Origin of the sequence: Kribbella sp. VKM Ac-2571 (assembly GCF_004362255.1) — a bacterium.
Lineage (GTDB): Bacteria > Actinomycetota > Actinomycetes > Propionibacteriales > Kribbellaceae > Kribbella > Kribbella pratensis.
In genome coordinates this window covers 24,567-43,929 of record NZ_SNWS01000009.1, presented here as the reverse complement: position 1 = coordinate 43,929, position 19,363 = coordinate 24,567, and the positions used below count along the sequence as shown (strand labels likewise).

At 70.0% G+C, this 19,363-nt stretch carries 22 protein-coding genes; 19 read left to right on the top strand and 3 right to left on the bottom strand.

Going from position 1 to position 19,363, the window contains the following annotated elements:
- Positions 1–118 precede the first annotated feature (118 nt).
- The 4 genes from EV651_RS20560 (at position 119) to EV651_RS20545 (ending at position 3,295) form a co-directional block, all read left to right on the top strand.
- Positions 119–868 (top strand): phosphatase PAP2 family protein, encoded by a 750-nt coding sequence (locus tag EV651_RS20560; protein ID WP_166658678.1) that lies wholly within the window; start codon positions 119–121, stop codon positions 866–868.
- A gap of 62 nt (positions 869–930) precedes the next feature.
- Positions 931–1,542: a hypothetical protein gene (locus tag EV651_RS20555; RefSeq protein WP_133786830.1), complete on the top strand. Its 612-nt coding sequence runs from the start codon at positions 931–933 to the stop codon at positions 1,540–1,542.
- Between the two features lie 9 nt (positions 1,543–1,551).
- Positions 1,552–2,418: a hypothetical protein gene (locus EV651_RS20550; RefSeq protein WP_202870424.1), complete on the top strand. Its 867-nt coding sequence runs from the start codon at positions 1,552–1,554 to the stop codon at positions 2,416–2,418.
- 25 nt (positions 2,419–2,443) lie between these two features.
- Positions 2,444–3,295: a universal stress protein gene (locus tag EV651_RS20545; RefSeq protein WP_166658677.1), complete on the top strand. Its 852-nt coding sequence runs from the start codon at positions 2,444–2,446 to the stop codon at positions 3,293–3,295.
- On the opposite strand, the gene EV651_RS20540 is transcribed toward EV651_RS20545, so the two are convergent.
- On the bottom strand, positions 3,287–3,787 hold the full coding sequence (locus EV651_RS20540) for a DUF1579 family protein (protein ID WP_133786828.1): 501 nt from the start codon (positions 3,785–3,787) through the stop codon (positions 3,287–3,289). The genes EV651_RS20545 and EV651_RS20540 overlap by 9 nt on opposite strands.
- A complete protein-coding gene (locus EV651_RS20535; RefSeq protein ID WP_133786827.1) occupies positions 3,784–4,434 on the bottom strand; it encodes a hypothetical protein in 651 nt (216 codons plus the stop codon). The genes EV651_RS20540 and EV651_RS20535 overlap by 4 nt, the downstream gene beginning before the upstream one ends.
- Positions 4,435–4,614: 180 nt before the next feature.
- On the opposite strand from EV651_RS20535, the gene EV651_RS20530 reads away from it, so the two are divergent.
- Genes EV651_RS20530 through EV651_RS20520 form a run of 3 tightly spaced genes read left to right on the top strand, consistent with a single transcriptional unit; the run spans position 4,615 to position 6,347 of the window.
- Entirely contained in the window at positions 4,615–5,178 is a 564-nt protein-coding gene (locus EV651_RS20530; RefSeq protein WP_238157091.1) for a hypothetical protein, read from the top strand.
- A 5-nt stretch (positions 5,179–5,183) separates the two neighbouring features.
- Positions 5,184–6,059: a universal stress protein gene (locus EV651_RS20525; RefSeq protein WP_133786826.1), complete on the top strand. Its 876-nt coding sequence runs from the start codon at positions 5,184–5,186 to the stop codon at positions 6,057–6,059.
- 45 nt (positions 6,060–6,104) lie between these two features.
- A complete protein-coding gene (locus EV651_RS20520; RefSeq protein WP_133786825.1) occupies positions 6,105–6,347 on the top strand; it encodes an SHOCT domain-containing protein in 243 nt (80 codons plus the stop codon).
- Here the strand turns inward: EV651_RS20520 and EV651_RS20515 are convergent, their stop codons facing one another.
- The gene (locus EV651_RS20515) at positions 6,348–8,090 is read right to left on the bottom strand and encodes a GAF domain-containing protein (protein WP_202870423.1); all 1,743 of its coding nucleotides are present in this window, start codon (positions 8,088–8,090) and stop codon (positions 6,348–6,350) included.
- A 148-nt stretch (positions 8,091–8,238) separates the two neighbouring features.
- On the opposite strand from EV651_RS20515, the gene EV651_RS20510 reads away from it, so the two are divergent.
- The 12 genes from EV651_RS20510 to EV651_RS20455 all read left to right on the top strand — a co-directional run bounded on the left by EV651_RS20510 (position 8,239) and on the right by EV651_RS20455 (position 19,363).
- Entirely contained in the window at positions 8,239–10,812 is a 2,574-nt protein-coding gene (locus EV651_RS20510) for a cation-transporting P-type ATPase (protein ID WP_133786824.1), read from the top strand.
- A complete protein-coding gene (locus tag EV651_RS20505; protein ID WP_133786823.1) occupies positions 10,809–11,246 on the top strand; it encodes a hypothetical protein in 438 nt (145 codons plus the stop codon). Before EV651_RS20510 ends, EV651_RS20505 begins: the two co-directional genes overlap by 4 nt.
- Positions 11,243–12,169 carry a V-type ATPase subunit gene (locus EV651_RS20500; RefSeq protein WP_133786822.1) on the top strand — a complete coding sequence of 309 codons (927 nt, stop codon included), beginning with the start codon at positions 11,243–11,245 and terminating at the stop codon, positions 12,167–12,169. Before EV651_RS20505 ends, EV651_RS20500 begins: the two co-directional genes overlap by 4 nt.
- A complete protein-coding gene (locus EV651_RS20495; protein ID WP_202870422.1) occupies positions 12,156–13,475 on the top strand; it encodes a V-type ATPase 116kDa subunit family protein in 1,320 nt (439 codons plus the stop codon). Before EV651_RS20500 ends, EV651_RS20495 begins: the two co-directional genes overlap by 14 nt.
- Positions 13,472–13,852: an ATP synthase subunit C gene (locus tag EV651_RS20490; protein ID WP_202870421.1), complete on the top strand. Its 381-nt coding sequence runs from the start codon at positions 13,472–13,474 to the stop codon at positions 13,850–13,852. The genes EV651_RS20495 and EV651_RS20490 overlap by 4 nt, the downstream gene beginning before the upstream one ends.
- Positions 13,849–14,073, top strand: coding sequence for a hypothetical protein (locus tag EV651_RS20485; RefSeq protein ID WP_133786820.1), 225 nt, complete (start codon positions 13,849–13,851; stop codon positions 14,071–14,073). The genes EV651_RS20490 and EV651_RS20485 overlap by 4 nt, the downstream gene beginning before the upstream one ends.
- Positions 14,070–14,597 carry a V-type ATP synthase subunit E family protein gene (locus EV651_RS20480; protein ID WP_133786819.1) on the top strand — a complete coding sequence of 176 codons (528 nt, stop codon included), beginning with the start codon at positions 14,070–14,072 and terminating at the stop codon, positions 14,595–14,597. Before EV651_RS20485 ends, EV651_RS20480 begins: the two co-directional genes overlap by 4 nt.
- Positions 14,585–16,318, top strand: coding sequence for a V-type ATP synthase subunit A (locus EV651_RS20475; RefSeq protein WP_133786818.1), 1,734 nt, complete (start codon positions 14,585–14,587; stop codon positions 16,316–16,318). The genes EV651_RS20480 and EV651_RS20475 overlap by 13 nt, the downstream gene beginning before the upstream one ends.
- Positions 16,315–17,694, top strand: coding sequence for a V-type ATP synthase subunit B (locus tag EV651_RS20470; protein ID WP_202870420.1), 1,380 nt, complete (start codon positions 16,315–16,317; stop codon positions 17,692–17,694). Before EV651_RS20475 ends, EV651_RS20470 begins: the two co-directional genes overlap by 4 nt.
- Complete coding sequence (locus EV651_RS20465) at positions 17,691–18,311, top strand: V-type ATP synthase subunit D (RefSeq protein ID WP_133786817.1); 621 nt, start codon at positions 17,691–17,693, stop codon at positions 18,309–18,311. Before EV651_RS20470 ends, EV651_RS20465 begins: the two co-directional genes overlap by 4 nt.
- Complete coding sequence (locus EV651_RS20460; protein WP_133786816.1) at positions 18,308–18,724, top strand: universal stress protein; 417 nt, start codon at positions 18,308–18,310, stop codon at positions 18,722–18,724. Before EV651_RS20465 ends, EV651_RS20460 begins: the two co-directional genes overlap by 4 nt.
- A gap of 171 nt (positions 18,725–18,895) precedes the next feature.
- Positions 18,896–19,363: a pyridoxamine 5'-phosphate oxidase family protein gene (locus EV651_RS20455; protein WP_238157090.1), complete on the top strand. Its 468-nt coding sequence runs from the start codon at positions 18,896–18,898 to the stop codon at positions 19,361–19,363.

Here is a 19,363-nt window from a genome sequence, read left to right as displayed (position 1 = left end):
CCTGCCGTTCTGGACCTTTGCCGCGGATCGGCGGGCGGTCCGGCCCTGTCTCGGCGCGCCCGTCCTCGCGAGTCTGGATACAGGGTGTCGACAGGACAGGGGGACGACGATGTTGCGCGTGATCAGCCGCAGGCGGCAGGTTGTCCGGGAGATGACGGTCATCACGGCCGCGATCGTCCTGTACTTCGGTGTTCGCGGGCTGATCACGACCCGCGTCGACGTCGCCTACCGCAACGCCGAGGACGTCGTGGACCTCGAACGCTCCGCGGGCGTGTTCGTCGAGCCGAGGCTGCAGCGAGTAGTGACCGCGCACAGCTGGCTGGCCGAACTGGTCGGCTACATCTACATCTACGGCCATTGGCCGGTGCTGCTGGCGACCTTGGGATGGTTGCTGTTCCGGCATCGCGAGGCCTACCTGCGGTTTCGTAACGCGATGCTGATCTCCGGCGGGATCGGTCTGGTGATCTTCGCCGTGTTCCCGGTCGCACCGCCACGATTCCTGACGATGTACGGCTTCGTCGACACGGTCACCGAGCGGACCTCGGCGTACCGGGTGCTACAGCCACCGGCGTTCGTCAACCAGTACGCCGCCGTACCGAGCCTGCACTTCGGCTGGAACCTGCTGATGGGGATCGCGGTGGCCGGCCTCGGCGGTCATTGGATCATCCGTTTGTTCGGCTGGCTGATGCCGCTGCTGATGCTCGCGGCGATCGTCCTGACCGCCAACCACTACCTGTTCGACGGCCTGGTCGGCGGCGCCCTTGCCCTCTTCGGCTTGTTCGTGGCGACCCGCATCGGCAGGCGTCCGCCGCGAGCCCCTGTCGTCGTGGGGACCACGGGCCGGGCGGGTCGGGACCTTAGGCCCTGACCCACGCGGTGGCGCCGGGGTGACTCTGGCTCTATGTCGGTCACCGGGTTGAGGGGGTTGTCATGAGCACCGGGAAGAAGCGGTCCGGGGAGCTGTGGGTGCTGATGCTGGCCCGTCGGCTGGGGTTCGGGCGGAATCCGCTGCGTCGCCGATCCGACCGGATCGAGACGGCTGTGTTGTGGTGCGCACTCGTTGCCGCACTGCTGGTGATCCCGATCGGCGCTGCCGTCGGGACGTCGTACCGCAACGCGGGCGACGCCTCGGCGCAACGGCAGCGCGCGAGTCTGCACGAGGTGAAGGCACGGACCCTGGAAAGCACCGAGGGCCAGGTGCCGACGACGCCCGGAAACGTACTGACGCGGGTCCAGATCAGTTATGTCGATCCCTCGGGTCTCCAGCGCCAGGGAGCGACGAACGTCGTGATCGGGACCAAGGCCGATGCCGAGGTGCCGGTCTGGCTCAACCAGGCCGGCGACGTCGTTGCGGCACCGCGATCGCCAGGCGACAACGCCGCGATCGGCAGCTGGATCGGAATCCTCCTGGTCGCCGGCTCCTGGCTGCTCCTGTGGGGCGCGGTACGCCTCGCCTGCGTCCCGCTGGACCGCCGTCGCTCGCGTGACTGGGCCGAGGAATGGCTCGCCGTCGCCCCCCGCTGGCTCCGCGGTCAGAAGTAGGAGGAAGCCATGACTGACAATGGTCCTGAGCGATCCCCGGACGGCCAGGCCGTCGGGTTGCGTGCTCGGTGGGCGATCGTGCTCTCGAGTCTGGCGATCATCGCGGTCGCGGTGCTGACGGTCGTCGTCCTCAACAACGACGACGAGCCGTCCGGTACGGCGCCCGGGCCCAGCCCGACCGTCACGCAGCCCGGCCCGACGGTGACAGTCACTGCCACGCCGGAGCCCACGTCGTCGCGGACGCCGACGACCAGCCCTGACCACCGGACATTCCGGTACCAGCCGTTGTGGCCGTTCACATCCGAGAGTGCCGCGACGGCCTGGCAGCAGGCGTATCGCAGTGGCGGCAAGCAGCCCTGGCACCTGGACCCGGCACAGACCGCGCTGTCGTTCACGAACGGATTCCTGGGTTTCGACGAGATCGGCCTGGTCGTGGCGAAGTCCGTCCGGGGTGACGAAGCTTTCGTATCGGTCGGCTACCGGGCGGACAAGAACCCGCCGTCGGTCGCCGCCGTCATTCACCTCGCCCGGCTCGGCCCGGGGGACGACGCGCCGTGGGAGGTCGTCGGGACGCGCGACAGCAGCCTGACGCTGACACAGCCGCGGTACGGCGCGGTGGCCGGCTCGCCGTTGACCGTCGGTGGTCGGATCACTGGTGTCGACGAGGCGATTCGCGTCGACGTACGCCAGGCCTCCACGGGCGCACGGCTCGGGACGTTCTGCTGCGTCGCCGCGGGCGGCGAAGGGCAGCCGTGGTCGGCACAGGTGACGTTCCAGGGGGCAACTGATCCGGCCGTGGTGATCGTCGCCTCGACCGGTGGCCACTACCAGGGCGTCGAGGCCTTCGCGGTCACGGCGATCCGCACAGCTGATTGAGCTATCGATGAAGGGATCACTGACAATGACGAAGTACATCCTCGTGGGTGTGGACGACGCACCCGAGAGCCAGATCGCGCTGCGCTGGGCTGTCGACACGGCGCAGCAGCAGGGTCTGGCGATGCGGGTCGTGCGCGCCTACCTGAACGAGGTCGAGCAGTGGCCGGCGATCGGGATGGCCGGGTACGTGCCGCTACCGGTGGAGCCTGATGTCTTCCGGCAGGGGCTCGACGAGGCCGTCGAGTTCGCGCGCGACCAGCTCGGGTACGACGATGTGTCCGGGCGGCTGGTCCACGGTGACGCGGCGAACGCGATCCTGACCGAGGCCGCGGGCGCGGAGATGGTCGTGCTCGGCTCGCGGTCGCGGAGCAAGATGTCGGCCGCGGTGCTCGGGTCGGTGGCGACGGCAGTCGCGGCGAAGGCGCCGTGCCCGGTGGTCGTGGTGCGCGGCGAACGCCGTACCGGCCCCATCGTCGTCGGTGCCGACGGCTCCGAGTTGTCGGATGACGCCGTCGCGTTCGCGTTCGAGGAGGCAGCACGGACCGGACAGGCGCTGAAGGTCGTCCACTGCTGGCAGGCGCCGGAGCAGCACATCGCACCGATCGCGACTACCAGGCAGCTGTTGAAGAACTGGCTCGTCGAGAACCTCGCGGCGTACCGGGAGAAGTATCCGACCGTCAACGTACGGGCGTCGGTGCTCAACGGCCGGCCGAGCGACGTGCTCGTCGAGCTGTCGACGACCGCGTCCCTGATGGTCGTGGGCTCGCGTGGCCGGGGCGGTGTCGCCGGACTGCTGCTGGGATCTGTCAGTCAGAGCCTTCTGCACCATGCGGACTCGCCCGTCGCGATCGTCCGCCGGCACGAGCAGTCAAGCTGAGCTTGTGCAGACGTAGCGTTCGACCAGTTGGAAGGGGCCGCCGTCGACGGAGACCTCGTTGCGCCAGGTCATCGTCTCGGCGTCGGCGACATGCCAGAACAGGCGGGTGCGTACGCGCGGGCGGCCGATGGACTCGAACGTGAGCAAGCGGCCGCCGATGGTGCCGGACAGGAAGTTCAGGTGACCGTCGCTGTCGGCGGCCGAGGCGCGGTACTCGCAGGCCTCGGGATCCCAGCCGGCTACCCAGTGAAGCTGTGAGTGACGGACGAACGTGCCGTCGGTCAGGTACAGGTCCTGCTCGTGGTCGCCCACGATCCAGAGCCCGTCCTGGATGATGCGATACCGGGCTTGCCCGGTTGCGGTCATCGCAGGACTGTCAGGGCCGGTGCTGCCGGCCTGGATCGTGCCGGTCCAGTGGACGTCGCGGTGGAAGCGGGCCAGCCGCGCCATCTCTGCACTGAACCGCAGCGGAAGCGTGAGCGTGGTTGTCATGACGCGTCACTCCTTTGCTCGCGGGCGTCCGCCTCTGCCGGAGACTCGCCGAAGCGGATCAGCGTGTGGTTGAGGCAGGTCGTCCTTACGTCGTGGGACAAGGCGGTGAGGAGGACGCGTTGCCGCGCCATGCCGAGGTGGATCTGGTCGGCAGGTTGGTCCAGGTCGGTGGTGATCAGGCCCAAGGACCGGACCCCTGCCGGTAGCCACTGGACATGCGCGTTCTCGAGCTCGGCCGCGCGTTCGAGCGCGAACCGGGCCGCGACGTCCGGACCGCTCGGGGGCCGAAGCAGATGGCGCGAGAGGATCGCGCGGTACAGCTTGCGCAGTTCCTCGTCGGGTAGACCGGTCGGTTCGATGACGATCCGGGCGGCGAGGGACCGATTCTGCGGGTAGGGATACAGGCTGAACCAGGTCTGGAGGCTGAGTGAGGCGGCGGCGCAGCGCACGTTGAAGAGCGCTGCGCCGGTGGCAATGCGCTCGGCGCGTGCGATCGGCTCGGGGAGGGCGGTTGCCGCGTCCAGATGGACGTCGATCAAGTGGCCGTCCACCTCGAGCCGCCAGGGCCGGGCGAGGTGCGGGCCGGCGGCATCGGCGGCGTGCAGCAGCACACCGAGAGCCTCGGTCGACAGCTGGTCGGTGAGCATCGGTACCTCCTCGGGCAGTTCTCCCGATTCCACCATCCGCCCGAGCCGGCGTGCCGGACAGCGACATACGTCCCGGACAGGGCGGGCCGTTCGGCTGAGGAATGGGTGACAAGGGCTCTGACCATCGGAGCCGGGAGATCTCAGGATCGGAGTATCAGATTCGAGTGGAAGGACAACATCATGAGCACCACCTCGCGCCAGCGGCACGATCTCCCGGTTCCTGCGATGGAGCCGGACGGTGATCGGCACCCGATCATCACTACCGCGGCCGGCCGTGCGCTCGCCGTCCTGCGGATTGTCGTCGGCCTGACCTTCCTGTGGGCCTTCGTCGACAAGCTGTTCGGCCTCGGCTACGCGACCAAGTCGGGCAAGGGCTGGATCGACGGCGGTGACCCGACGGCCGGGTTCCTCGGCAAGGGAACCAGCGGCCCGTTCGCGGACTTCTACCACACGCTGGTCGGTGACTGGTGGGTCAGTCCGCTGTTCATGGTCGGCCTGGCAGGTATCGGCCTGGCCCTGACGTTCGGTATCGGGATGCGGATCGCCGCCGTCGCCGGCACGCTGCTGTACCTGCTGATGTGGTCCGCGAACCTGCCGCCGGAGAACAACCCGGTGCTGGACGACCACATCGTCGGCGCCGTCACGGTCATCGTCCTTGCGCTGGTTGCTGCGGGCAACGTGTGGGGCTTCGGCAAGTGGTGGAGCGGTCTGGACTTCGTCCGCAAGTACCCGTGGCTCCGGTGAGCTCGATGACTGTCAAGCCGGTTATCCACGTGGGGGTTGACGGCTCCTGGCGTGACACCGGTGCCCTGGAGTGGGCCCTCGAGGAGTCGTTGCTCCGGCGAGAGCCCCTCCAGGTGGTGCACGTCATCGACGAGAAGCTCCGGCACGTTCCCGGGTGGGAGGCTGACGCCGTCGACGACGCGTCGATGGAGTTGGTCAATGACGTGCAGAAGTACCTGGACGAGAGCCCGGGAACCTTGGACAACGAGGCCGACCTGATGGTCGGCCAGCCGGCGAGGAAACTCGCCCAGGCGGCTGCGGACAGCCGGATGCTGGTCGTCGGCCGCCGCGGGCTGGGAACGTTCAAGCGGTTGCTGGTCGGTTCGACGTCGGAGGCGGTTGTCGCACAGGCGACGGTCCCGGTGGTGGTTGTGCCGGAGTACTGGAAGCCGTCCGATCACGCCGGGCCGGTGCTGGTCGCCCTGGACGAGGACGACGACAACATCGCCGTGAGGGCGTTCGCGGTTGCCGCGGCGGCGGAGCGAGGACTGCCGATTCGGCTGGTTCATGTCTGGGACCTACCGGCCATGTACAGCTGGGACGCGATCAATGTCGCGGGCGTCAGCGCCGAGATGGCCGAGACTGCCGAGCGTCGCTTTGCGAACGTGGTGGCCGCATGGCACGAGAAGTTCCCCGAGCAGGTCCTCGAGGTGGAGGTCCGGCGCGGTCATGCGGTGGACGGGATCGTCACAGCCGCCGAGGAAAGCGACGCGCAGTTGCTGGTCCTCGGCACTCGCCACCCCACGCGGGTCGCCTCGTTCCTGCTCGGGTCGGTGACCCGAGGCGTCCTGCATCACGCGACCTGCCCACTGGCAATCGTTCCGGCGGCGAGTACAAGCTGACGCGCGGCCCCGCGAACCCGCGTGAACAGAAGGAGGTACACAACCATGATGCACTGGATGGGTGGCGGCGCAGGCTGGATGGTGATCGGGCTGGTGCTGTGGGTCGCGGTGATCGGAGCCGCGGTGTGGGGCTCTGTCTGGCTGATCCATCGAACCCGGCCGTCCCGTCCGCTCAGCCCTCCGTCCCCGTTGGACATTCTGGAACGCCGCTTCGCCGCGGGTGAGATCACCCGCGAAGACTTCGACGAAGCTCGTGCCCGTCTTCGCGAGCACGAGCTCGACATCTGATCAGTCGGTCGGTGCCTGGAGCTCGATGACTGTGCCGCGGGGATCGTTGCTGGTGATCCGAACGGTGCCGCCGAGGGTCTGCGCGCGTTCGGTGAGGTTCCGGAGGCCGCTGCGACGGGCGCTCGGGCCGATCCCGACGCCGTCGTCGGTGATGCGCGCCAGGACGAGACCGTCGCCGACCGAGACCTCTACGGTCGCTTGTGAGGCTTTGGCGTGGCGGACGATGTTGGACAGTGACTCGCGGATCGTGGCGAGGATCTGTGGTCTGGTCGCGGCGGGTACGGCGGTTTCGATCGGACCGCTGCAGATCAGGCGCGGCCGGAACCCGAGCGGCTCGGTGTACTCGTTGACCAGGGCCTGGATGTCGCCGCGTAGCGTGCTGGCGCCGGGGGCCTGCTGGAGCCCGAAGATCGCGGCCCGGAGGTCATGGATGGTGGCGTCGATGTCGTCGACCGCCTGGGCCAGCCGTTCCTGGTGTTCGGGACGCGCCAGGCGATGCATTCCCTGGAGCTGCAGCCCGGTGGCGAAGAGCCGCTGGATGACGAGGTCGTGCAGGTCCCGTGCGATCCGGTCGCGGTCCTCGAGGACCGCGAGCATGTCGCGGTCGCGTTGCGACTGAGCACGTTCCAGGGCCAGCGTGGCCTGGCCGGCGAACATCCGGACCAGGTCGGCGCCGTCGGACATCCCGGTGTCCGGGCCTTGTGCGGACGCCACCACGAGCAGGCCACCGGTGCCGGTAGTACCTGCCGGCAGCGGCGCCATCGTCGTACGGCCGAGCCGCGCGCCTTCGGGAAACTCGGTCAGGCTGCCGTTGTCCTTCAGCAACTCGGCCAGGTCCTCGATCGTCACCTGCTCGCCGCCGGTCAAAGCACGACCCAGCACCGGAAGGTCGGCAGGCAACCGCTCACCGAGGAAGCGCTGGAACTCCGGCGGCCCGTCGACGGCCCGGACCACCAAGTCGTTGCCGTCCGCGAACAGCACGGCCGCGACGTAGGTGCCGGACACCTCGCGAGACCTCCGCGCGATCAGCTGGAGTGCTTGGTCCGGATCGAATTCGCCGAGCATCAGCTGCGTGATCTCAGCGGTCACCTCATGCCAGCGGCGGCGCTGTTCGGTGTCGGCGTACAGCCGGGCGTTGTCGATGACGACGCCGGCTGCGGCGGCCAGGGCGGTGACGGTGCGTTCGTCGTCTTCGGTGAAGTCGGCGCCGCCGGTCTTCTCGGTCAGGTACAGGTTGCCGTAGGCGTGTTCGCGGGTCCGGATCGGGACTCCGAGGAAGCTCTTCATCGGCGGGTGGTTGGCCGGGAAGCCGTACGACTGGGGGTGCTCCGCCAGATCGTGCATCCGGATCGGCTCCGGGTGCTCGATCAGCAGGCCGAGGATGCCGTGGCCCTCGGGATACGGTCCGATGGCGGCGATCTCCTCATCGGTGACCCCGCGGGTGATGAACCGGACGAGCCGCCTGCCGTCGGGCCCGACGACGCCGAGCGCGCCGTACCGGGACCCGGCGAGTTCGCAGGCCGCGGTGACGATGCGGTCCAGGGTGCTGTTCAGATCCAGATCCGCACCGATGCCGACGACCGCGTCGAGGAGCGCCCGCAGGCGTTCCTGGTACTCCATGATCTCGTCGACACGCCCGAGCAGCTCCTGCAAGAGCGCATCAAGACGCACCCGGGACAGGCCTGCGTACTCCAGTGCGCCCTCGTCCCAGCCCCCACGCCCTGACCTTGTGCCGTCAGTCACGCGTCAACACTACGGGAAGTCACCGTCAGAATGCACCACAACGCGTTACCCGCGGGTCATGACTGGCGGTCCGTTCGGCAACCAATTGGGGACCTTAGGCCCTGCTGCGGTGGTAGCGAGAGCCGGGATCCTCATGGGGGAGGTGGTCATGCCCAGCGTGCAGGCACCGATAGTTCGCGGCTTGTCCGCGGCGGACGCGGCGCGACGGCTCGTCGCCGACGGGCCGAACGAGTTGCCCGCGCCGCGGCGTACACCGACCTGGAAGATCCTCGCCGGGCAGCTGACGCATCTGTTCGCGCTGATGCTGTGGGTCGCCGCGGCACTGGCGCTGGCCGCGGGACTGGCGCCGCTCGCGGTCGCGATCGTGGTCATCATCGTCCTGAACGGCCTCTTCTCGTTCGCCCAGGAGTACCGCGCCGACCGCGCCGCCGAACGACTACGTGACTTGCTGCCGGCGCGCACCCAGGTGATCCGTGACGGCCAGGTCACGACTGTGGATGCGACCCAGCTGGTCCGCGACGATCTTGTCGTGCTCAGCGCCGGCGATCGGATTTCGGCCGATCTGCGGCTGGTCACGGTGCATGCGCTCGGAGTGGACGAGTCGATGCTCACCGGCGAGTCGGTCCCGGTCCGGCCGTCGTACGGACAGCAGGTGTTCGCGGGAACGTTCGTCGTTCAGGGCGAGGCAGACGCTGTCGTCACGGCGGTTGCCGGGAACACCCGGTTGGCCGGGATCCAGTCTCTGACCGAGAGCGCGGACCGCCCGCCCAGTCCGTTGACTGTCGAGCTGCATCGCCTGATCCGGGTCATCGCGGTGATCGCCGTAGCCGTCGGCGTCTCACTCACGGCGGTGTCGCTGGTGCTCGGCCTGAGTGTCTCCCACGCGCTCCTGTTCGGGGTGGGGGTGATGGTGGCGCTCGTCCCCGAGGGGCTGCTGCCCACGGTGACGTTGTCGCTGGCCCGGGGCGCGCAGCGGATGGCACACGGCAATGCCCTGGTCAGACGGCTGGACGCGGTCGAGACGCTCGGCGCGACGACGTACGTGTGCACCGACAAGACCGGCACGTTGACGATGAACCAGATGGAGGTCCTGGAGGTCTGGACGCCGCGTGGATCGGTCGCGATGGAGAGTCACGGCTACGATCCGCAAGGTCCGGCCGAGGGGGATCCGGCGGCGATCCAGGCCGCTGCGAGGGCCGCCGCGGCGGCGATCGCCTGTATCAGGGGCAGAGCGGCGCGGGCCAAGGACCGGTGGGTCGCGGAAGGTGATCCGATGGAGGTCGCCGTCGACGTGCTCGCCCGACGCCTCGGGGTGCCGCCGGTGGATCGGGCGACCATTACCCACCGGGTCACCTTCACCAGCGAGACGAGGTACAGCGCGGTAGTTGTCGACGGCAACACTGTGGTGATCGGTGCGCCGGACGCCCTGATGCCGTACTGCCGGACCAACGGCGGTCCGGATGCGACGGCCGCGGTGGACAGTCTGGCCAGGCGCGGGCGGCGTGTGCTCGCGGTGACGCAGGCATCCGGCGTACTGGTGCACGACGGCCAGTTGAAGCTCAGCGCCGACGCACTCGAGCTAATGGCCGTGGTCGGACTGGAGGATCCGCCACGGACCGATGTTCACGCCGCCCTCGCGGCCTGTCGGCAGGCCGGGGTACGGATCGCGGTGGTGACCGGCGATCACGCTGCGACCGCTGAGGTGATCGCACGGGAGGTCGGCCTGCTCCGGTCCGGCGGCCTGGTGGTCAATGGCTCCGACCTGCCGGACGACGACGAGCGCCTGGGGGAGTTGCTCGACCGTGACGACGGGGTCGTGGTCGCCAGGGTGACACCGCAGGACAAGTTGCGGATCGCGCGGGCGTTGCGCAAGCGCGGTCACGTGGTGGCGATGACCGGGGACGGTGTCAACGACGCGCCGGCGCTGCGCGAGGCCGATGTCGGCGTCGCGATGGGCGCTTCCGGCAGCGATGTCGCCCGTGCCTCGGCCGACCTGGTCCTGCTGGACGATCACTTCGCGAGCATCGTGACCGCGATCCGGCTCGGCCGAGCGACCTTCTCGAACGTACGGCGGTTTCTCACGTACCACCTCGCCGACAACGTGGCGGAGCTCGCGCCGTTCGTGGCCTGGGCGCTGACAGGCAGTTCGATTCCGCTCGCGATCGGCGTACTGCAGGTGCTGGCACTGGACATCGGCACCGACGTACTGCCGGCGCTCGCGCTCGGCGTCGAGCGGCCGGGACCGAACGTTCTGGACGGCCCGGCCCGGCATCACCGGCTGGTCGATCGTGGGCTGGTGGTCAGAGCGTTCGGTGTGCTCGGGTTGACAGAGGCCGTGGTGGCGATGACGGCGTTCGTCCTGATCCTTTCCGGTCACGGCTGGCACTTCGGTGCCGAACCGTCCGCCGCCGCACTGGCGGTCGCCTCGGGGACCACGTTCGCGGTGATCGCGCTGATGCAGATGGCGAACGCCCTTGCCTGCCGTAGTGAGCGGAGCACGGTTTTCAAGGTCGGCTTCACGACCAACCGGACCCTCCTGCTGGCGCTCGCCATCGAGTTGGTCCTGCTGGCGGTCTTCCTCGGCGTCCCGCCGGTGGCGGACCTCCTGGGCGGCGGCTGGCCGTCCTTCCAGGGCTGGCTGTACGCCTGCGCCGGCGCGATCGTGTTGCTACTGGTCGACACGATGTCGAAGGTGCTCCGCCGCGCACGAGGTGCTGGATGAGCACCACACTGGATCGATTGCGGCGCTTTCGCCCTCTTGGTACCCCGGGCGGCGTGCGGTCGGTCGGCGTACCTGAGGACACGCGAGCCGGCGTACCGGCGGAACTCGTTGCCGTCTTCGCAGCACTCGACGCTGCGATCGCAGCGTGCGACGAGGTCCGCCGGCGCTCGGGACAGCAGGCTGCGGACCTCGTCGCCGCTGCGCGGAACGAGGCAGCCGGGCTGGTGGCCGATGCCCGTACCCGCGCGGTTGGCGAGCGGGCGGAGATCACCGCGGCGATCCAGGCCCGTGGCGACGCCGAGGTGGACCGGACTCGGGCAGCAGCGACCGCGGATGTCGGCGACCTCCGGCAGGCTGGTCTGCAGCGAATGGACGGCTTGGTGACTGTGGTCCTGGACCGGCTGCGTGCCGACGTTCGGGGGACTGGCCGATGAGCGCCGGCTGGGTGGCGGCGATGGTCCGCGCGAAGGCGATGGCTCGCCGGCGTCTCGGTGCCGGTGCCGCACGCCGGCTCGCGTCGGCCCCCGGCCTGGCCGACGCACTCAGCATGCTCGAAGGTACGGCCTACGCTCGTGCGGCCGCACCGGGTACGACGCTCGCGGAGGCCGAGCAACAGGTTGCCGCCGCGGAGGTCTGGCAGCTGCGCGTCCTGTCGGGCTGGTTGCCGAGGTCCGCGGTCGGTCTGGCCAGGGCTCTCGGCGCGCGCTACGAACTCGCGAACATCGAGGCGCATGCCCGGGCGCTGGCGGCGCCCGGCCGTCGGCAGGCGTACTACGAATTGGGCAGCCTGGCCTTGTCCTGGCCCAGGATCGCAGCCACGATCTCCGTGCCGGAGTTGCGGGCAGCGCTCGCGGCGTCCCCGTGGGGCGACCCCGGCGACGCGTCCGCAGAGACACTGCACGACATCCTGGTCCTGCGCTGGCTGCGGATGGTCGCGGCCGAGGCGCCACAGGCAACCGAGTGGGTGTCTGGCGCCGCCGTCCTCGTGGCGGCCAAGCAGTTGCTGGTAGCCACGAGAGGCCCGGCCGAGAGTGTCGTCCGGGCCGCTGTCCCGCTGATCGGCTCCGAATGGGTACGGACCCGGTCGGTGCCGGACCTGCGGACGGCGACGCCGGTCGCCGGGCGATGGGCCCTGGACGGTGTCGGCTCTCCTGCGGAGCTCTGGCGGGCGGAAGCGGGACTGGCTGCCCGAATCGAGTCGGACGGCTTCCGCCTGCTGAGGCAGGGAACGCCGGATGTGGATGCATTCCTGGGCGCCGTAGCAGTCCTCGCAGTCGATGGCTGGCGGGTCCGGGTTGCGCTCGGGGACGCGTCGTACGGCGCGGGACCGGGGGAGGTGCTCGGTGTCGTGGCGTGACGCTGTTCGCCCGGTCCGGATGGAACGGATCGCACTGGTCGTGCCGACACAGCGGCAGCGGGACCTACTGGACCGGTTGAGCTCGACGGGCGTCGTCGAGCTGGATCCGGTTCGACCGGAGATCGAGCTCGCCGTTGTCGCGGACCGTCGGCCGGACTGGTCGGACCGCGAACTGGAGCTCCGCCGGCGGACGGCACAGTCGGTCCCCCACGGACCTGTAACGGCGCTGCTCGGCTGGACACCGGCCGCGCTCCTGCCCGAGCTGACGGAGGCGTTGACGCCCGCGGGCGCCGCCGCCGTACCGCTTCCGCCGCCGCCTGGGGTGCAGCCGCCGACCTTGCTGCGGCAGCGGGGACGAGGCCGATCGTTCGAGGTACTGGTGCAGACCTACACCACGGTCCCGTACGCCGACGTCGACCCCGCGCTCGTTGCCGGGCTCGCGTATGTGGCGATGTTCGGGATGATGTTCGGCGACGTCGGCCACGGGCTGCTGCTCCTGCTCGGCGCGGTGATCGTCCGGAGCGGGCGGATCGCCCGACTGGCGAAGGTCCGGCCGGCGTGGCCGTTCCTCGCCGGCGCCGGCGCCGCCAGTGTCGTGTTCGGAGTGCTGTACGGCGAGATGTTCGGGCCGACCGGCCTGGTGCCGGTCGTGTGGCTTTCGCCGGTCGACGACGTCATCACCTTGCTGCTGACCGCGATCGGTGTAGGTGCGGTGTTGCTCGGCGGTGCCTACGCGCTAGGCATCGTCAACCGATTCCGCGAAGGTGGTTGGGGATTGGCGCTCTATGCGCGGACCGGGATCGCCGGCGCGTTGCTGTTCCTCGCGCTGGGTGGCGTTGCCGGGGGCCTCTACTTCAGCAATGGTTGGTTGCTGTTCGCGGCGGTGCTCCTCGGGTTCGCCGGTCTCGTGCTCACGTTCGCCGGCCTGCTCGCGGCGGCGGGTGGCGGTTCGGCCGGCGTACTGCAGGCGATCGTCGAGCTGTTCGACGTCGTGGTCCGGCTGGGATCGAACGTCGTCTCGTTCGCCCGGCTCGCCGCGTTCGGCCTCACCCACGCGGCGTTGGGAGCCATCGTCTGGCAAGGGACCGTGGCCTTGTGGAACGGCGGTTCGGTGCCAGGCCGCCTGGGAGCGGTGCTGGTGCTGGTGGTCGGGACCGGCGTCGCGTTCGCCCTCGAGGCATTGGTCGCGGGGATCCAGGCACTTCGGCTCGAGTACTACGAACTGTTCTCCCGGGTGTTCGACACGGACGGACGACCGTTCCGGCCGTGGCGACTGCCCGCGGAGGATCTGGAGGTGACATCGTGAGAGACTTCCTGCGCCGGCATCCATGGGCAGCGGTGCTGCTGACCGTGGCGAACGTCGTGCTGCTGACGGGTGCGGTCGCGCTGCTGATCGCCATTCTGACCTCAGACTGGGGGTTCGCCGCCGGCCGGCCCGACGCCGCCGCGGCCGCGAGCCAGGCAGTACCGGCCAACGGTTCCGCGCTGCTCGGCGCGGCGATCGCGGTGGCCGGCTCCGCAATCGGTGCCGGGATCGCTGTCGCCTACACCGGTGCTGCCGCGCTGGCCGCGATGAGCGAGCGGCCGGAGTTGTTCGGGCGCGCGATGGTGGTCGTCGGCCTCGCCGAAGGGATCGCGATCTACGGACTGATCGTCGCGATCATTCTGGTGGGAAAGGCATGAGGACGCAGGTGGCGGTGCTCGGCGAGCCGATTCGCACCGCGGGCTACGGGCTGACCGGGGTCAAGTTGCTGACGGCAACGACGGCGGCGGAGGTACGGCGGCAGTGGAGCGACCTGCCCGCGGACGTCGGCATCGTCGTGCTGACCGCCTCGGCGGCCGAGGCCCTCGGCCTGGATCGCCTCGCGTCCGGCGCCGTGCTGACGGTGGTGCTACCGCCATGAGCAGCCCCTTGTCCGTCGCCGCCGACGCGGCCCTGGCCCCGGTCCGGGCCGCGCTGCTGGCCGCGGCCCAGGCCGACGGTGCCGATGTTCTGCAGAAAGCCGAGTCGCAGCGCCGGGAGCTGCTCGAGCAGGCACGCCGTACGGCGGAGGATCTCGTCGCCGAGGCGCGCGCGACCGGGGAGGCTGCCGCGAAGGCGACCGTCGCGGTCCGCCTGGCGCAGGGCCGGCGCGACGCCCGCCGATCGGCGCTGTCGGCGCAGCGCGAGCTGTACGACGAGCTTCGGCGCCGATGTCGTGCCGCCGCGTCGGCGCTGGCCAGAACCCCTGAGTACGAACGACTCCGCCGACAGCTGATCGACACCGCCCGCGAGCAGCTCGGCCCGGATGCGGTGATCGAGGAGAGCCCGGACGGGGGCATCGTCGCGTCCGCCGGGAGCGAGCTGGTCAACCTGAGCCTGCCGGCACTGGCGGATCGCGCGCTGGATCGATCCGGACCGGAGGTGGCCGGACTGTGGACACCGTGACATCGGCGCGGCCAGGCCGGATCCGGCGGGTGAACGGCCCGCTGGTCGAAGCGACCGGCGTACCGGATGCGTTCATGTACGAGGTCGTGGAGTTGGGCGATCATCGGATTCCGGCCGAAGTGGTCGCCATCGACCGCGGCACCGTCACACTGCAGGCGTTCGAGTACACCGGCGGGCTGATGGCGGCCGACGTGGTTCGTCGAACCGGGCGGCCGCTGTCGGCGCGTCTCGGGCCGGGTTTGCTGGGCAGGGTCTTCGACGGGCTGTTGCGGCCGTTGTCGTCGGCACCGACCTGGCTGGTACCGCAGACCTTGACACTGGGCGAGCGGACGGCCGACCGGTGGAGCTTCGCACCGGGCGCGGTGCTCGGCCGGCAGCTCGGAGCCGGGGCAGTGCTAGGCATCGTCGCCGATGCCGGAGCGATCGAGCATCGGGTGCTGGTGCCGCCGGGAGTGAGTGGCGAGCTGCTGTTCCTGGCCGGTGCGGGGAAGGTGTCCGACGGGGAGGTGGTGGCGCGGGTCGGTGACGTCGAGGTCGGGCTGTTCGAGCAGTGGCCGGTCCGGCGGCCGCGGCCGTTCGCTGCGCGGGAGGAGGCGTTCGTGCCGCTGCACACCGGGCAGCGGGTGCTGGATCTGATCTTTCCGATCGGCGCCGGCTCGACGACCGCGGTGCCTGGCGGGTTCGGTACCGGGAAGACCGTGCTGCTGCAGCAGCTCGCGAAGTGGTGTGACGCGGACATCATCGTGTACGTCGGCTGCGGCGAGCGGGGAAATGAGATGGCCGACGTACTCGCCGACCTCGCCGAGCTCGCGGATCCGCGGACCGGCGGCCGGATGATCGATCGCACGGTGATCCTGGCCAACACCTCCAACATGCCGATGATGGCGCGCGAGGCCAGCGTCTTCACCGCGATGACGGTGGCGGAGTACTTCCGGGACATGGGGTACCACGCCGTCGTGGTGGCCGACTCGACGTCGCGGTGGGCCGAGGCCCTGCGCGAGTTCGCCTCCCGCGTGGGTGCGCTGCCTGCAGAAGAGGGCTATCCGGCGGACCTGTCCTCGTCGCTCGCGGCGTTCTACGAGCGGGCCGGCCGGGTCCGCACCCAGGGCGGCCGGGTTGCGGCGGTTACGGTGGTGGGCGCGGTCTCGCCGCCTGGCGGGGATTTGACGGAGCCGGTCACCACGGCGACCGAGCGGTTCGTCCGCGGGGTGTGGTGTCTGGATCGCGACCTCGCGTACGCCCGGCACTATCCGGCCGTGAGCTGGTCGGCGTCGTACTCGCGTGACGCCGATGCTGTGGCTGCCTGGCAGACAGGTCACGAGAATCCGGGCTGGGCGTCGCGCCGGGCCCGAGCCATGAAAGTGCTCGCCGAGGCCGCGCGGCTGAGCGAGCTCGCCGAGATCGTCGGTACCAGGACGCTGCCCGGCCGGGAGCGGATGGTGATCCTCGGCGGCCGGTTGCTCCGGGACGCGGTCCTCGCGCAGAGTGCGCTGAGTCCGGTCGACGCCACCTGCTCCGGTGAGCGCGGAGCGGCGCTGCTGCAGCTCGTCCTCGACATCCTCGACCGCTGCATGACCTTGATCGATCGCGGTGTGGCCGCCACGGAGATCGAGGAGTTCGACTTCGGCGCGCTGGTCAGGGCGCGCGAGGAAGCCCCGTCCGCCGCGGACCTGGAGGGCTGCCGCACCAGGCTCACGACAGCACTGGAGGCATTGGTGTGAAGGATCTCGAGTACGGCGACGTGCGGTCGATGGAGGGGTCGCTCCTGGTGGTGCGGGGTGTCCGCGGTGTCGGCTGGGACGAATCGGCCGTGATCAAGGTCGACGACGGCAGCGAGCGGCACGGTGTCGTACTCGAGGTCGCCGACGATCTCGCCGTACTGCAGGTGCTGGAAGGCACGGTGGGGATGCGGCCCGGTGGGGTTCGGGTGCGGTTCGGTGGCAGCCCGTTCCGGATACCGCTCGGCCGGGGATGGCTCGGCCGGACCTGCGACGGGCGGGGCGAGCCTCTCGACGGCGGACCGCCGGTTCTCGGTGCGACGACGGCCGCGGTGAACGGCTGGCCGCTGAACCCGGTCGAACGGGAGCCACCGCTGGAGCCGGTGCTCACCGGGGTGTCGGGGATCGACGCGATGACCACGGTGGTCCGCGGGCAGAAACTGCCGATCTTCTCGGTGCCGGGGCTGCCGCACCTGCAGTTGGCCACCCAGGTCGCGGCACAGTCGTCGGCGGCCGGTGATCCGTTCGTGGTGGTCTTCGCGGCGATGGGGCTGCCACACGCCGATATCGACTTCGTCCGTACGGCGCTGGAGGAGCGTGCGGCCGCGAACGAGCTGGTCATGGTGCTCAACAGTGCGGACGATCCGGTCATCGAGCGGCTGCTGACCCCTCGAATCGCGCTCACGGTCGCCGAACATCTAGCCTTTGCCGAGGGCAGCCACGTGCTGGTGGTCATGTCGGACATGACGAGTTACTGCGATGCGGTCCGCGAGGTCGCGGCCGCACGCCAGGAAATCCCGGCGCGGCGGGCCTATCCGGGATACCTCTACAGCGATCTGGCATCGCTCTACGAACGCTGCGGCAGGATCCGGGGACGTCCGGGATCGGTGACGATCATGCCGGTGCTCACCATGCCGGCCGGCGACATCACACATCCGGTGCCCGACCTGACCGGCTATATCACCGAAGGGCAGATCGTCCTCGCCGAGGACCTGAACGCTCGCGGTCTGTATCCGCCGCTCGACGTCCTCGGCTCGCTGTCCCGCCTCATGCGTCACGGTGCCGGGCCGGGTCGCACCAGGGACGACCATCTCGAGATCGCCGCGCAGGCGGTCGCCGCGCTGTCCCGGGCTCGGCAGGCGGCCGAGCTGGCCGACCTGATCGGCGCCGCGGCGCTGAGCGACACCGACCGCGGTTACCTCGCCTACGCCACGTCGCTCGAGGACTCGCTGCTGCGCCAGCGCCCGGACGAGGCGCGGGGATTCGGCGAGACCCTCGACCGGTTGTGGCAGGCAGTGTCCGTACTGCCACGGCGTGAGCTGACCATGGTTTCGAAAGCCTTGCTGGACGAGCATCTTCCGCCGGATGGTGTCCGATGAGCGGCGGACGGCTGACCGGCCGGGCGGGCAGGCTGGCGCTGACCGCCAGGCTGGCCACGGCACAGCGGGCTGTCGAACTGCTGGATCGCAAGCAGCGCGCCCTCGCTGTGGAGTGTGAGCGGCTCGAGCTGGTCGCGGGACGTGCCGCCGACGACTTCGAGCACAAGGCAGGTGCCGCGGCGCGCTGGGCGCGGCGATGTGTCGCGCTGGACGGTCAGCGGAGGCTGCTCGCGTCGGCGCCGGAGGAAACCGCCGAGGTCGCCGTCGGGTACGACGCGACCATGGGCGTCCGGCATCCGACCAGCGCCGACGTCACCTTCGGCCCGGAGCCGGATCTGGCCGGCAGCTCCGCCTTGGTCCACACGATGCGGGCCCACCGCGAGGCGCTCGCAGCGGCTGTTCAGCTGGCGGCCGCACAGCGCGCTGTCGTGCTGGTGTCGGACGAGCTCGCACTGACCCGTCAGCAGCAGCGGGCACTCGAGCTGCGCTGGATCCCGAAACTGGACAAGCAGCTGACTGCGCTGGCGCAGCGCCTCGACGAGTCCGAGCGCGAGGAGAACGTGAGGCTGCGCTGGGCGGCCGGTCGTGCCGCGGGGGTACCGAAGGAGAGATCATGAAGCAGATCCTGGTGGTGGTGGACGACTCGGCTGCGGCGCTGCGGGCGGCCCAGGTGGCGATCGACCTGGCGGCCGCGCTCGGGTCCGGGTTGACCTTCGTCGCGGTTGTCGAGGACCACGTGCTCGACGCACGGCTGCGGGCCGCCTCGATCCCGGAGGCGGCACAGCGGCGAGCCCAGGGCGCGGTGGCGATGCTCTCACGGATGACCGCGCGCGCGTCGTCGCGTGGGCTGCGGACGCAGCAGGAGATCCTCACCGGCCCCGGCGCCGAGCGGGTGCTTGCCGCCGCCGCGCAGTGCACCGCCGACCTGATCGTCGTCGGTCGTGATCCCACCGAGGGCGGCAGTACGCCGGTCAACGTCGGCCACCTCCTGGAATTCGCCGACCGTCCGATACTCGTCGTACCCAACTGAGGCGAGCGGCACCGCCGTTTCGTCTACAGGGCCTTTTGGTCCCGACCCTCCGGACCTTTGGGCCTGGTCGCGTCGCTGAGAAACGGCCACTCTCGAGTACGACGAGGCTTGGGAGGGATGGCGATGGTGGCGACGGAGCGGAACTTGGACCATGTCGCGGGAGGCCCGACGGTGACCGGCGAGCTTGTCTGGCGGACGATCGTGAAGCGGTCCTTCGCCGTACTGAGTTACGTGACGCCGACGGGTCAGCCCCGGTCGAGCGGAGTCGTCTACGCGGCGGGGCCGCACCAGCTGTACGTCGCGGTGGCACCCGACAGCTGGAAGGCCCTGCACATTCCGGCCACCGGCCAGGTCGCCGTCACGGTTCCGGTACGCCGCGGTGGTCTGCTGTCGCTGCTCCTGCCGATCCCGCCCGCGACGATCAGCTTCCACGCACGGGCCGTCGTCCATCCACGCGGCCATATTGCCCCGGGATCGATGTCCGCGGAACTCGCCCACCTGGTTCCGGCGGATCGCCTGTCCAGCTGCCGAATCGTCGAGATCTTCCCCGAGGACCACTTCCTCACGTACGGCATCGGCGTGCCCCTTCTCCGGATGCGCGACCCGCAGGCATCCCGAGCTCGCGTTGCCGTTCCGTGA